This is a genomic window from Ruegeria sp. ABV4_181 (assembly GCF_056158465.1).
In genome coordinates, this window is the sequence record NZ_JBSWTI010000002.1 from 1,013,867 (window position 1) to 1,026,361 (window position 12,495).

The window sequence follows — 12,495 nt, forward strand, 5'->3', positions numbered from 1 at the left end:
GCGACCTGTAATCTGCCAAAAAAACGGGGCGCAAATGACCCCGGTATTGAGGCAGCACATATGGATTTCCCCGAGCGGTTTTCGAACCTACCGGCATATGCATTCCCGCGTCTGCGCGCCCTGTTGGATCACCACCAGCCGGGCGGCGAGGTGATTCACATGACCATTGGTGAGCCCAAGCATGATTTTCCGGCCTGGGTGACCGATGTAATCATGGAAAACGCCGCCGGGTTTCAGGGCTATCCGCAGAACGAGGGTACGGCAGAGTTGCGCGGCGCGATTACCGACTGGATCGCCCACCGTTACGGCGTGACGATGGATCCGGACACAAATGTGATGGCGCTGAACGGAACGCGTGAGGGGCTGTATAACGCCGCCATGGCGCTGTGCCCGGAACGGAAGAACGGCCAACAGCCGGTCATCCTTTGCCCGAACCCGTTTTATCAGGTCTATATGGTCGCCTCGATTTCGGTCGGGACCGAGCCGGTTTTTGTGCCCGCCACTGCCGCAACGGGTCATCTGCCCGATTATGCCGGTCTGCCCGAGGACGTGCTGAACCGGACCGCCGCGGCCTATATCTGCTCGCCCGCCAATCCGCAGGGGGCCGTCGCCTCGCGTGAATACTGGGCCGACCTGATCCGGCTGGCCGAAAAATACGATTTCCGTATCTTCGCCGACGAGTGCTATTCCGAGATTTATCGCGCCGAAGCCCCGGCGGGCGTGCTGACCGTGGCGCAGGAACTGGGCGCAGACCCCGAACGGATTACCCTGTTCAATTCGCTGTCGAAACGGTCGAATCTGGCCGGGCTGCGGTCGGGGTTGATTGCGGGCGGGCCCGAGACGATCAAGCGCGTCAAACAGCTGCGTAACTACGCGGGCGCGCCGCTGCCGTCCCCGTTGCAGGCCGCCGCGGCCAAAGCCTGGGCGGATGAGGCGCATGTGGCCGAGAACCGCGCGCTCTATCAGGAAAAATACGCGATTGCGGATGAGGTTTTTGCCGGAGTGCAGGGCTATATGCCGCCCGAGGCCGGGTTTTTCCTGTGGCTGCCGGTGGAACATGGCGAAGAAACCGCATTGAAGCTGTGGCAGGAAACCGGTGTCCGGGTCCTGCCGGGCGCATATCTTTCTCAAGGTGATCCGGGGCAAAACCCGGGCGAGCAATTTATCCGGGTCGCGATGGTGGCCCCAAAAACAGAGATGGAGCGCGGTCTGATCACACTCCGCGACTGCATCTATTCGTGAGGTACGAGGGCAAAATGGCATCTTATAACGCGCGCAACCGCGATCCATTGCTGGACAGCACCACGCAGGCCGCTATCGAACGGCGCAGCAAGGAACTGATCGGGATCGCCCTGATCCTGCTGGGGCTGGCCTCGGCCGCGATGATCTGGTCTTACACGCCGGATGATCCGAACTGGATGGTGTCGACCGACGCGCCGGTGCAGAACTGGATGGGTCGGATCGGGGCTTCTATCGCCGCGCCGTTATTCATGATCGTAGGCTGGGGAAGCTGGAGCATTGCGCTGGTGCTGATCGGCTGGGGCCTGCGCTTTGCCGGGCATTTCGGCGAAGACCGCGCCATCGCCCGGCTGATCTTTGCCCCGATCTGGATCGCTGTTGTTTCGGTCTATGCCGCAACGCTGGTGCCGGGCGACGCGTGGCGCGCGACACACAGCTTTGGTCTGGGCGGATTGTTTGGCGACACCGTGATGGGTGCGCTGCTGACACTGCTGCCGATTTCCTCGCATTTCATGGTCAAGCTGATGTCGCTGGGCATGGCGGCCGGGATGCTGACGCTGGGTATCTTTGTGCTGGGCTTCACCAAGGCCGATGTCCGCAAAGGTTTCCGGGCCTTCCTGCTGGGGCTTGTTATGTCCTATGACATGCTGATGAACCTGTTGGGGCGTGGGGCCGCTGCCACAGCGCAAGCGGCCCGGGACCGACGCGCACAGTGGGACGAGCGTAAGTCTGCCCGTGCTGATACGGTCGTTGACGATGAACTGGCCTATGCGGACCCGGTTTTCGAAGATCCCGATTTTGACGAACCTGAGCCTGCAAAACCCGGCCTGCTGGCCCGGATGCCCAGCCTGATCCGTCGCCCGGACCCGATGCCGGAACCCGAGCTGATCGACCGCGAACCCCTTGCCGGGTTCGATGAGATGCCGGGCGAGGATCGCATCCGGTCCAAGATTTCCGCCGCCGTGCGCAACCGCAAGGTCGCCACCGGCGAGATGACGCCCGAGCCCGATCCCAGCCTGCCTTTGACAAAGGGGCGCGGCCGGGGTCCGGACCCGCTGATCCTGAATGCAAAAGGCGCCGAAGAATTGCCGCCCGAACCACCGGTGACCTCTGCCGGGTTGCCGCCTGAGCCGGCGCTGTCGGCTCAGCCCGCGCCCGACTGGCAGGAGCCGCTGCATCAGGACTTTGCGCCTGAGCTGTATGACGAGGATGAGGCCGTATTCGAAGACACGCCCGAACCCGTGCCGCAACAGCGCCCGGCGATGAAAATTCCGGTGGCCGAGCCGCGCAAACCCGTGGTCGCGCAGCCGGTGCGTCGCACGCCACAGCCCTCACGTCGCGCGCAGGCCGAGGCGCAGCCGGCTCTGTCTTTCGAAGACAAGCATTCCGATTTCGAACTGCCGCCACTGGGTCTGTTGTCCAACCCGGCCAGCATTCAGCGCCACCACCTGAGCGATGAGGCGCTGGAGGAAAACGCGCGGATGCTGGAAAACGTTCTGGACGACTATGGCGTCAAGGGTGAGATCGTCAGCGTCCGCCCCGGCCCCGTGGTCACCATGTACGAACTGGAACCCGCGCCGGGCCTTAAGGCCAGCCGTGTGATTGGTCTGGCCGACGATATCGCACGCTCGATGTCGGCCCTGTCGGCGCGGGTGTCGACCCTGCCGGGACGCTCGGTGATCGGGATTGAATTGCCGAACGAAAACCGCGAGATGGTGGTGCTGCGCGAAATCCTCGCCAGCCGCGATTTCGGCGATGGCAACCATGCGCTACCGCTGGCACTAGGCAAGGATATCGGTGGTGAGTTGGTTGTCGCGAACCTGGCCAAGATGCCTCACCTGCTAATCGCGGGGACCACGGGTTCGGGTAAGTCGGTTGCGATCAACACCATGATCCTGTCACTGCTGTATAAGCTAACGCCGGATGAATGCCGCCTGATCATGATCGACCCCAAGATGCTGGAGCTCAGCGTTTATGACGGCATCCCGCATCTGCTCTCACCCGTTGTGACCGACCCGAAAAAGGCGGTCGTCGCCCTGAAATGGGTCGTGGGCGAGATGGAGGACCGCTATCGCAAGATGTCCAAGACGGGTGTCCGCAACATCGCCGGCTACAATGGCCGCGTGAAGGATGCCTTGGCCAAGGGCGAGTTGTTCAGCCGCACGGTGCAGACCGGATTTGACGACGAAACAGGCGAGCCCGTGTTCGAGACCGAGGAATTTGCGCCCGAAGCGATGCCCTATATCGTGGTCATCGTCGACGAGATGGCTGACCTGATGATGGTCGCGGGCAAAGAGATCGAAGCCTGCATCCAGCGTCTGGCGCAGATGGCGCGAGCCTCGGGCATTCACCTGATCATGGCTACGCAGCGGCCTTCGGTCGATGTGATCACCGGCACGATCAAGGCGAACTTCCCGACCCGGATTTCGTTCCAGGTGACCTCGAAAGTCGACAGCCGCACCATTCTGGGTGAGATGGGGGCCGAGCAACTGCTGGGGCAGGGGGACATGCTCTATATGGCTGGCGGTGCCAAGATCACGCGCTGCCACGGTCCGTTCGTCTCGGACGAAGAGGTCGAGGAAATCGTCAACCACCTGAAACAGTTCGGTCCGCCGGATTACGTCGGTAGTGTTCTGGACGGTCCTGCCGAAGACAAGGCAGACAATATCGACGCGGTTCTGGGCCTCAACACCGGTGGCAACACCAACGGAGAAGATGCCCTCTACGATCAGGCGGTGGCGATTGTGATCAAGGATCGCAAATGCTCGACCTCCTACATTCAGCGGAAACTCGCCATTGGCTACAACAAAGCTGCGCGGCTGGTTGAGCAGATGGAGGATGAAGGCGTTGTTTCGGCGGCAAATCACGTCGGTAAGCGCGAAATCCTGGTCCCCGAACAATAGGATATTTAATAACATTGGCAGAAGGCTTATCTGGGTCTCATGAAACAGATTGCCTTTGCCCTTGCCCTGACACTGGCTGCGCCAGCAGCCTGGGCTGCCGACAAGCTGCCGCTGTCGCAAATCTCAAATTATCTGAACGGGCTTAAAACCGTTCAGACCACGTTCACGCAGGTCAATGACGACGGCTCGCTGAGTACCGGCAAGCTGTGGATGGAACGGCCCGGAAAAATGCGGTTCGAATACGATCCGCCCAATGACGCCGTGGTCCTGGCGCGGGCAGGAACCGTTCAGATTTTCGACCCGAAATCCAACCAGCCGCCCGAGCAATATCCGCTGAAGCGCACCCCGTTGTCACTGGTGCTGGCGCGGAACGTCAATCTGGGGCAGGCGAATATGGTTGTTGGTCACGATTTTGACGGCACCGCCACGGTGGTCACCGCGCAGGATCCGAAAAACCCCGACACCGGGCGTATTGAACTGATGTTCACCGACGATCCGATTGAACTGCGCAAATGGGTCATTCACGACAATGCAGGCAGCCAGACAACCGTGCTGCTTGGCCAGTTGAACACCGGCGGGAATCTCAGCAACGATCTGTTTTCCAGCTCGAAGAAAAGCGGGTCAGGCAACCGCTGACCCGCCACATTCTCAGTACCGGCAACCGGCCAATTGCGCCTGGTACAGCTTGGAGCGGGCATCGACGTCATTGGCGACGTTCAGCAGCCAGGTCTTGCCGTAATGGCTGCCGCGGGCATAGCCGGTATGGCCTTCGTGATAGGCCAGATACTGGTTGCGCGTGTCGCTGGGATGAATGCCGTTCCGCTCATAGCTTTTGTTCATGTACCAGCCGATGAAGTCCGACGCGTCCCGGATGCGATCCCGCTTGGCGCGGCGCTTGCCGGTCTCGCGCTGATATTGCTCCCATGTGCCGTCCAGTGCCTGGCTGAAGCCATAGGCGCTGCTCTGGCGGCCCATCGGAATGACGCCCAGCACATATTTATGCGGTGTGCGCGCATCGTGCTTGTAGCGGCTTTCCTGATAGATCGTCGCCATCTGAACATGAACCGGGACACCCCATTTCCGTTCAGTGCTTTTGAACGCCTTGATGTAATCAGGGCGTTCGCGCGCAATGCTGCACGCGTCATTCAGTTTGCTGGGCGGTTGCTTGGACCCGCCGCCACAGGATGCCAAAAGCAGCACCCCGAAGAGTACGATAAGAATTCTGCTCATGTGCCTCGTGCCTTTTTTCTTTATTCTAGCGCAGATTGAGCGTTGAGGAAATCACAATCGTTACAGATCAATCGCAGCATTTCACCGGAAGGGGCTCAACGGTTTCAATCCCGAACCAGCGCCAAAGTAACTGCTGGTTACCGTGATCCCGGCCACTGTCTGCCTTAGGTTCACAGTCTGTTTCCCTTAATTTCAGATCAATGATTGGCATTTCCGCCCGGAAAGGGGTAGTAAAGCCCTTGGGGGCAAAGAAATGTTGAAGACTCAAGCCAAGTACCGCCTGGGACAGGTGGTCCGTCACAAAAAACATCCCTTCCGAGGGGTGATTTTCGACGTGGACCCGGAATTTTCAAATACGGAAGAGTGGTATCAGGCCATTCCCGAAGACAGCCGCCCGATCAAGGATCAGCCGTTTTATCACCTTTTGGCGGAAAACGACCAATCCTTCTATGTCGCTTATGTTTCTGAACAAAATCTGGTTGCCGATCAGTCGGGCGAGCCGGTGGAACACCCCGATATTCCGGACATGTTCGGACCTTTCGAGAATGGTGCCTACCCGTTGCACTTCCATCTGAACTGAGTATCCGGGCCCGCTCGTGCGGTCAGTACCCAAGGGCGCATCCGTCTTTTCGGGGGTCGCTGCCACCTTTCAGAACACCGTCCTCGCAGATTCGGATTGCCTGCGCGCCGCCCAATGGCGTTTCCGGAACCTGAACATTATGACCCATTTCCGACAATTGTTGCGCGACTTTGCGCGGAATTCCGCGTTCAAGTTTCAATATGCCGTTGTCGGCAAATGCCCGTGGCGCATCAATGCTGGCCTGAAGGCCCAGCCCGTGATCGGTAAGGTTTGAGACAAACCGCGCGTGTCCGGTGGGTTGATATGCTCCGCCCATAACGCCGAAGGGCATCAGAACGCGGCCCTTTCGCCTGAGCATTCCGGGAATGATCGTGTGCATGGGGCGTTTGCCGGCCCCAAGCTCATTCGGGTGACCCGCTTGCAGCGTGAAGCCCGATCCGCGGTTCTGAAACAGTATTCCGAACTTCTCTGACGCGATGCCCGAGCCGAAGCTGTGGAAGATGGAATAGATCAGCGAGACGGCCATCCGGTCGCGGTCAACCACGGTGATGTACACGGTGTCCTTATGGATGGCCTCGGTCAGCGGGGCCGCCGCCGGCATGGCGCGATCCGGATCAATCAGCGCGGCCAGCCGATCCGCTACCGCCTGATCCACAAACCGCCCCGCATGGGTCGTGTGGTCGGGATCAGCAATGAACCGGTTGCGCGCGTCATAGGCAAGTTTTGAGGCTTCGGCTTCAATGTGAATGCGCTCGGCGCTGAACGGCTCCATACGTGCCAGGTCGAAATTCCGAAGAATATTCAGCAGCAATATGGCCGTGGCCCCTTGTCCGTTGGGCGGGTGTTCGACCAGTTCGATACCGTCATAGGTGCCACTGACGGGCTGAGCCTCGCTGCACGCTGTGGCGTGAAAATCCTCGGCCGTGTGGACGCCGCCCATGTCGTTCAGCGCCGCGCGCATATCCTCGGCGATTTCGCCGGAATAAAACGCATCCCTGCCATGTCGCGCGACCCGGCGCAGAACGTCGGCCTGACCCGGCGACCGGAAAACCTGACCGCTGGCCGGGGCTGAGCCATTGATCAGATAGTGTGTGCGCGCGGCGCCTTGCAGGGTCTTGGCCCCGGTCTGCCAGTCGAACGCCACCCTTGGGGCGACCGGGACGCCAATCCCGGCATAGTGGATGGCTGGCTGCAAAATTGCGTCCAGCCCCAGCTTTCCCTCGGTTTCCGCCAGATGGCAATACGCGTCGACAGCTCCGGGGACGGTAACCGCGTCCGGGGTGTTCAGGGGAACCGCGGTCAGGCCCTGTGCCCGCAGGCGGTTGGCATCGGCTGCGGCGGGGGCGCGGCCCGAACCGTTCAGGGCGCGGATTTCATCCTCGCCCGCGCGGTTGAACAATACAAAGCAATCGCCGCCCAGCCCGGTCATCTGCGGTTCGCATATACCCAGCACGACGGCCCCGGCAATGGCGGCATCCATCGCGTTGCCGCCCTGCTCCAGAATGTCCAACGCGACTTTGGCAGCCAGCGGGTGAGAGGTTGCGCACATTCCTTCGGTTGCCAGAACTTCTGATCGGCCCGGTAAGTGAAAATCCCGCATCGCGCTGCAATCCCCCTTGAACGCGACGAACCTATAGCGCGGTTTGTGGTTGTCCAGTCAAATCAACGGGAAGGTCCTCGGCGCCAGTCACTGGGTGGGGGCTGTGATATGAGGCGCCGAGGGAAGCTATCTGAGCTACAGTTAGCTTTTTGCCCGTTGTTTGCGGCGTGACAGTGGTTCGATCTGGGCCTTATTGTGACCATTTCTTGCCGTCAAACCCTCTGAGGGAAGTCAAAACGCAGGGACAGCCTGTTGCAACCCTCGCTGCGCTCATACTGGATATCACTGGTCAGTTCATGGATCAGGAACCAGCCAAACCCGCCTTCGGGCAATTCGTCCAGACTTGTTCCCAGCGCCGCCGGAATGCCGTCCGGGACCCGAAACCCCGGCAGCGGGTTGCCGGTGTCCGAGATCAGAATATCAAGCCAGTTCCGGTGCAGGCGGCAGCGCACCTGAACCTGGGCCGGCGTGATGCCCGCATAGGCATGTTCCACGACATTGTTGATCGCCTCGGCCAGGGCGATCTTCACATCGCCCGCCTTGTGATCCGGCAGCCCTTGCGCGGCCAGGCATCTGCTGAGCTGAGCAATGCCGGAACTGGCCTCAGATTCGGTGGCCGCAAAGCTCAAATCCAAACATTTGCCGTTACACATGGGCGTCGCGCCTGTTCAGGTTCACACCGGAGTCAGTCCACCGACGCGGACAGGGCGTCGTCCAGCGTCGGGTACAGCCTGAAAACCGTATCCATCCGTGTCAGGCGAAAGACTTTCTCGACAAAGGGGTGCAGCCCGGCCAGATCCAGCCTGCGGTCGTCACCCAGCTGCTTCATCGAGGCCACGATCGCGCCAAGGCCGCTGGAATCGATGAACTCGACACCGGTCAGGTCCAGAACAAGCCGGGCAGCTCCGCCTTGGGCTTCGCTGCGCATGTCTTCCTTGAATTGAATGGCCATCGCCGCGTCGATCCGGTCGGAATGAACGGTGATAACCTGCGTTGCGTCGTTGGTTGTGCTGGTCAGGGCCATGCGTGACGGTCCTTTTTACTGAAAATCGCTGGTAGAAATACGCTAGACGGCAATTCTTACCATTCGGTATCCATCAACCTGGAAAGCAAAAGGAGCATCCGAATGAAGCACGTCGTGATCGCCGGGGCCGCACGCACCCCGATGGGAGGATTTCAGGGGATGTTCGACGGTGTCGGCGCGGTTGAACTGGGCGGGTCCGCCATCCGCGCCGCGCTGCAAGGCGCAGGCACCGACACGGTCGATGAGGTGCTGATGGGCTGTGTACTGCCCGCCGGGCAGGGCCAGGCACCGGCGCGTCAGGCCGGATTTGCCGCAGGCCTGGGCGAAGAGGTGCCCGCGACGACGCTCAACAAGATGTGCGGTTCGGGGATGAAAGCGGCGATGATGGCCTATGACCAGATCGCGCTGGGCCATGCGGATACGATGATCGCGGGCGGCATGGAAAGCATGACAAACGCGCCGTATCTTCTGCCGAAAATGCGCGGGGGCGCGCGTATCGGGCACGGGCAGGTACTCGATCACATGTTTCTGGACGGGCTTGAGGACGCCTATGACAAGGGCCGGCTGATGGGCACTTTTGCCGAGGATTGCGCCGAAGCCTATCAGTTCACGCGCGAGGCGCAGGACGAGTATGCGTTACAGTCCCTGTCCAATGCATTGGCGGCACAGGAGAGCGGGGCATTCTCTGACGAAATCACTCCGGTCGTTACCCGGACTCGCAAGGGCGAGGTCACTCTGGCCGCTGACGAACAGCCGCAATCGGCGCGGCCAGAAAAGATACCGACGCTGAAGCCGGCGTTTCGCAAGGATGGCACGGTGACGGCGGCCAATTCCTCGTCGATCTCTGACGGGGCCGCGGCGCTGGTTCTGGCGTCAGCCGACGCTGCCGAGGCCCGGGGCCTGACCGTGCGTGCCCGGATCGTGGGTCATGCCAGCCACGCGCAGGCCCCCGGACTGTTCACGACCGCCCCGGTTCCGGCGGCACAAAAGCTGCTGGCGGGCATTGGATGGGCCAAAGAGGACGTGGACCTGTGGGAAGTGAACGAGGCTTTTGCCGTTGTGCCGATGGCCTTCATGCATGAGATGGGGCTGTCGCGCGACGTGGTAAACGTGAACGGTGGCGCCTGTGCGCTGGGTCATCCGATTGGTGCATCGGGGGCGCGGATCATGGTGACCCTGCTCAACGCGCTGGAAAAGAGAAACCTCAAACGCGGCGTGGCGGCCATCTGTATCGGAGGCGGCGAGGGCACAGCAATTGCGCTGGAACGTGTTTGACGACCCGTCGTTTTCTCAATACTGCCGGGGCTGACAATTGCCAGAGATCCCGACCATGACCGCCGATTACGACACGCTTGCCAAGACCATCGCAGCCCTGACCGAAGGTGAAACCGACGAGGTCGCCCTTATGGCGACGGTGACTTGCGAGGTGCATCATTCCGATGCCCGGTTCGACTGGACCGGATTCTATCGCGTGACCGAGCCCGGCGTGTTGAAGATCGGGCCCTATCAGGGCGGTCACGGCTGTCTGGTCATTCCTTTCGGGCGCGGCGTCTGCGGCGCGGCGGCCCGGACGGGCGATGTGCAACTTGTGCCGGATATCGATGCGTTTCCGGGCCATATCGCCTGTGCTTCTTCGACGCGGTCGGAACTGGTTTTGCCGGTGCGAAACGCCAAAGGCGAGGTCATTGCGGTTTTTGATATCGACAGTGACCGGCCCGATGCGTTCACCGCACAGGACGCGGCGTCGATCGACGCGATACTTACCAGCGTTTTTGCCAAATAGCGCTGGCCGGGGAGGACCACCGGCCAGCCGCTGACGATGCCCTCAGCCTTTGAGGACTTTCGACTTTTGCGCTTCGAATTCGTCGTCCGTCAGCACACCTTTTTCCTTCAGCGCGGCCAGGCGTTCCAGCTCGTCCACCGACGACACTGAGGCGACCGAGCGGATATAATCCTTCTGCGCCTCTTCGATCTGGTTCATTGTGTCGACACTGTGCTGGTGCATCTTGTCCCCGCGCACAATCAGATAGGCCAGAACGCCCATCCACGGGATCAGGATCACAAAGGCGATCCACAGCGCCTTGCCGCCGCCGCTCAGATCCTTGGAGCGAAACACATCGGCGACAACCGATATCATCACCCAGAACCACGCCACCATCAGGAACAACCAGAAGATTGACCAGACGATGTCAAAGAAACCAATTCCACTGTCCATTTTTATCCAACCCTTTGCGACTCTGTTTAAAATCTATGGCGTGAGCGGAGCATAAGACCGTAACGCCGAGGTTTTCAAAGGGTATGAACCGCAGTCGGGTTGAATAATGTCACCCTGTTCCGGGCAGGACCTCTGACATCAGCAAGTGGATCAGCAGGGTTTGGCTTGCGAAAATCATGATCAGGTAAAGGGAAAAGCCGCGCTTGCGCGTTTTGTGCTTGAATATCCAGCGACCCAGTATCGCGGCCGGGCTGCCGCCCAGCGCTGCCAGCCACAACAGGCGCCGCTCGGGGATACGACGCCTGCGGCGTCTCGCCTTCAGCTTGTCGCTGCCGATTGCGAACAAAGTCAGGCCGTTGACAGCCCATAGATAAATCACTGCGATCCACATGCCTGACGCTAACCGAACAACGGTGTGCACCCAAGTGAAAAAACGCTTGGAAATTTCACCGACTCAGGCCATCGTGAAAAAGTTAGGAAAAATTTCACGACAACTCCGGAGCGGCCAGTGAACAGCCAAGCCCCGCACAGTGCGACCCTCGGAGCGGACATCCGCGCCCTGCGCAAAGCCCGTGGGCTGACACTGACCGAAATTGCCGCGCGGCTGGACCGGTCTGTCGGATGGCTCAGCCAGGTCGAGCGGGATATGTCCGATCCCTCGATTTCAGACCTGCGCCAGATCGCCGAATGTCTGGGCGTGCCGATGTCGATGCTGTTTGCGCATTCTGCCGCTCCGGCGGATGAGCAGGGCTATGTGGTGCGCGCAGGCTCGCGCCGACCAATGGGATCGGGCGAGGAAGGCTTGATCGAGGAACTGCTATCGCCGGACCTGACAGATGATTTCGAGATGGTGCATTCAACCTTCGAGCCGCAATCGAAAATGCAGACCCCGGCGGACCGCCCGACGCAGGAGGTCGGGTATGTGGTCTCCGGCCGGCTGGATCTGACCATCGGCGGGCGCCGGTTCTCGGTCGGTCCGGGGGACAGTTTCCGCATCAAGCACGAACCCTATCAATGGGCGAATCCTTATGATGAGCCCGCTGTGGCCGTCTGGGTGATTGCCCCGCCGGTGTATTGATGAGTTTCGAGGGCTGGACCATATTCGCGCTGTTCTGGGTGGTCTTCGTGACCACGCCGGGCCCGAATGCGGTCAACTGCATCTCGAATGGAATGAGCCTGCCGATGTCCAGGGCGATGTTGGGGGTGCTGGCGATCCTGACGCAAGCCAGCGCGTTTCTGGTCCTGTCGGCATTGGGTGTGACGGCGCTGATCGCCGCCTCGCCAACCGGGTTCTTCATCGCCAAGCTGATGGGGGCCGGGTTCCTGATCTGGTTGGGTATCCGTGGCTGGATGAATGCCGCAAAACCCGCACCGGCGTCCGAGCGTCCTGCGCGGCATGTCTATCTGCATGCGCTGGCGGTGGCGACGATCAATCCAAAAAGCGTCGCCGGATATCTCGCGGCCTTTTCGCAGTTCGTGCAACCCGATGTGCCGATCTGGCAGCAGATGGGGGTGATCATGCCCACCGCGCTGATCATCACAACGCTCAGCTATACCGGGTTCACCCTGTTGGGCGCACTGATGGGCCGGGCCGCGCTGGGCGCAGTTTTCAACATCTGGGTGCGCCGCGTGATGGCGGCCTGTTTCATCATCTACGGCGTGGCGCTGGGCACCAGCACCGCGCCCGCAGCAAGGGGGTAATCA

14 protein-coding genes are annotated in these 12,495 nt (G+C 60.7%); 8 read left to right on the forward strand and 6 right to left on the reverse strand.

Annotated elements, in window-relative coordinates; genetic code table 11:
* The first annotated feature begins 60 nt into the window (after positions 1–60).
* The 3 genes from ACXAC3_RS05080 to ACXAC3_RS05090 are packed head-to-tail and all read left to right on the forward strand — an operon-like array spanning position 61 to position 4,778.
* On the forward strand, positions 61–1,242 hold the full coding sequence (locus tag ACXAC3_RS05080; protein WP_475157561.1) for an aminotransferase class I/II-fold pyridoxal phosphate-dependent enzyme: 1,182 nt from the start codon (positions 61–63) through the stop codon (positions 1,240–1,242).
* Between the two features lie 14 nt (positions 1,243–1,256).
* Positions 1,257–4,142 (forward strand): DNA translocase FtsK, encoded by a 2,886-nt coding sequence (locus ACXAC3_RS05085; protein WP_475157565.1) that lies wholly within the window; start codon positions 1,257–1,259, stop codon positions 4,140–4,142.
* 39 nt (positions 4,143–4,181) lie between these two features.
* Complete coding sequence (locus tag ACXAC3_RS05090; RefSeq protein ID WP_475157567.1) at positions 4,182–4,778, forward strand: LolA family protein; 597 nt, start codon at positions 4,182–4,184, stop codon at positions 4,776–4,778.
* A 12-nt stretch (positions 4,779–4,790) separates the two neighbouring features.
* On the opposite strand, the gene ACXAC3_RS05095 is transcribed toward ACXAC3_RS05090, so the two are convergent.
* Positions 4,791–5,372, reverse strand: coding sequence for a transglycosylase SLT domain-containing protein (locus tag ACXAC3_RS05095; RefSeq protein WP_475157570.1), 582 nt, complete (start codon positions 5,370–5,372; stop codon positions 4,791–4,793).
* A 253-nt stretch (positions 5,373–5,625) separates the two neighbouring features.
* Here ACXAC3_RS05095 and hspQ point away from each other — a divergent pair, with 253 nt between their 5' ends.
* Positions 5,626–5,952 carry a heat shock protein HspQ gene (gene hspQ, locus ACXAC3_RS05100; RefSeq protein ID WP_475157572.1) on the forward strand — a complete coding sequence of 109 codons (327 nt, stop codon included), beginning with the start codon at positions 5,626–5,628 and terminating at the stop codon, positions 5,950–5,952.
* A gap of 22 nt (positions 5,953–5,974) precedes the next feature.
* Here the strand turns inward: hspQ and ACXAC3_RS05105 are convergent, their stop codons facing one another.
* The 3 genes from ACXAC3_RS05105 to ACXAC3_RS05115 form a co-directional block, all read right to left on the reverse strand.
* Entirely contained in the window at positions 5,975–7,552 is a 1,578-nt protein-coding gene (locus ACXAC3_RS05105; RefSeq protein WP_475157574.1) for a gamma-glutamyltransferase family protein, read from the reverse strand.
* Between the two features lie 212 nt (positions 7,553–7,764).
* Positions 7,765–8,205 carry an ATP-binding protein gene (locus ACXAC3_RS05110; protein WP_475157579.1) on the reverse strand — a complete coding sequence of 147 codons (441 nt, stop codon included), beginning with the start codon at positions 8,203–8,205 and terminating at the stop codon, positions 7,765–7,767.
* Between the two features lie 32 nt (positions 8,206–8,237).
* Positions 8,238–8,576: an STAS domain-containing protein gene (locus ACXAC3_RS05115; protein WP_475157583.1), complete on the reverse strand. Its 339-nt coding sequence runs from the start codon at positions 8,574–8,576 to the stop codon at positions 8,238–8,240.
* A 102-nt stretch (positions 8,577–8,678) separates the two neighbouring features.
* Here ACXAC3_RS05115 and ACXAC3_RS05120 point away from each other — a divergent pair, with 102 nt between their 5' ends.
* Complete coding sequence (locus ACXAC3_RS05120) at positions 8,679–9,851, forward strand: thiolase family protein (RefSeq protein ID WP_475157585.1); 1,173 nt, start codon at positions 8,679–8,681, stop codon at positions 9,849–9,851.
* Between the two features lie 55 nt (positions 9,852–9,906).
* Positions 9,907–10,359: a GAF domain-containing protein gene (locus tag ACXAC3_RS05125; protein WP_475157588.1), complete on the forward strand. Its 453-nt coding sequence runs from the start codon at positions 9,907–9,909 to the stop codon at positions 10,357–10,359.
* Positions 10,360–10,401: 42 nt separating this feature from the next.
* Here ACXAC3_RS05125 and ACXAC3_RS05130 read toward each other — a convergent pair whose 3' ends face one another.
* Positions 10,402–10,791 (reverse strand): SHOCT domain-containing protein, encoded by a 390-nt coding sequence (locus ACXAC3_RS05130; protein ID WP_475157593.1) that lies wholly within the window; start codon positions 10,789–10,791, stop codon positions 10,402–10,404.
* 109 nt (positions 10,792–10,900) lie between these two features.
* Positions 10,901–11,182, reverse strand: coding sequence for a DUF1294 domain-containing protein (locus tag ACXAC3_RS05135; protein WP_475157599.1), 282 nt, complete (start codon positions 11,180–11,182; stop codon positions 10,901–10,903).
* Between the two features lie 117 nt (positions 11,183–11,299).
* Here ACXAC3_RS05135 and ACXAC3_RS05140 point away from each other — a divergent pair, with 117 nt between their 5' ends.
* The gene (locus ACXAC3_RS05140; protein ID WP_475157603.1) at positions 11,300–11,869 is read left to right on the forward strand and encodes a helix-turn-helix domain-containing protein; all 570 of its coding nucleotides are present in this window, start codon (positions 11,300–11,302) and stop codon (positions 11,867–11,869) included.
* Positions 11,869–12,492, forward strand: a complete 624-nt coding sequence (locus ACXAC3_RS05145) for a LysE family translocator (RefSeq protein ID WP_475157609.1) — start codon at positions 11,869–11,871, stop codon at positions 12,490–12,492. The genes ACXAC3_RS05140 and ACXAC3_RS05145 overlap by 1 nt, the downstream gene beginning before the upstream one ends.
* The last annotated feature ends 3 nt before the right edge of the window (positions 12,493–12,495 follow it).

What these genes read in the sequence shown, in the direction of transcription:
- ACXAC3_RS05080 (WP_475157561.1), top strand. Translation starts at nt 61, where the DNA reads ATGGATTTCCCCGAGCGGTTTTCGAACCTACCGGCATATGCATTCCCG.
- ACXAC3_RS05085 (WP_475157565.1), top strand. Translation starts at nt 1,257, where the DNA reads ATGGCATCTTATAACGCGCGCAACCGCGATCCATTGCTGGACAGCACC.
- ACXAC3_RS05090 (WP_475157567.1), top strand. Translation starts at nt 4,182, where the DNA reads ATGAAACAGATTGCCTTTGCCCTTGCCCTGACACTGGCTGCGCCAGCA.
- ACXAC3_RS05095 (WP_475157570.1), bottom strand. Translation starts at nt 5,372, where the DNA reads ATGAGCAGAATTCTTATCGTACTCTTCGGGGTGCTGCTTTTGGCATCC.
- hspQ (WP_475157572.1), top strand. Translation starts at nt 5,626, where the DNA reads ATGTTGAAGACTCAAGCCAAGTACCGCCTGGGACAGGTGGTCCGTCAC.
- ACXAC3_RS05105 (WP_475157574.1), bottom strand. Translation starts at nt 7,552, where the DNA reads ATGCGGGATTTTCACTTACCGGGCCGATCAGAAGTTCTGGCAACCGAA.
- ACXAC3_RS05110 (WP_475157579.1), bottom strand. Translation starts at nt 8,205, where the DNA reads ATGTGTAACGGCAAATGTTTGGATTTGAGCTTTGCGGCCACCGAATCT.
- ACXAC3_RS05115 (WP_475157583.1), bottom strand. Translation starts at nt 8,576, where the DNA reads ATGGCCCTGACCAGCACAACCAACGACGCAACGCAGGTTATCACCGTT.
- ACXAC3_RS05120 (WP_475157585.1), top strand. Translation starts at nt 8,679, where the DNA reads ATGAAGCACGTCGTGATCGCCGGGGCCGCACGCACCCCGATGGGAGGA.
- ACXAC3_RS05125 (WP_475157588.1), top strand. Translation starts at nt 9,907, where the DNA reads ATGACCGCCGATTACGACACGCTTGCCAAGACCATCGCAGCCCTGACC.
- ACXAC3_RS05130 (WP_475157593.1), bottom strand. Translation starts at nt 10,791, where the DNA reads ATGGACAGTGGAATTGGTTTCTTTGACATCGTCTGGTCAATCTTCTGG.
- ACXAC3_RS05135 (WP_475157599.1), bottom strand. Translation starts at nt 11,182, where the DNA reads ATGTGGATCGCAGTGATTTATCTATGGGCTGTCAACGGCCTGACTTTG.
- ACXAC3_RS05145 (WP_475157609.1), top strand. Translation starts at nt 11,869, where the DNA reads ATGAGTTTCGAGGGCTGGACCATATTCGCGCTGTTCTGGGTGGTCTTC.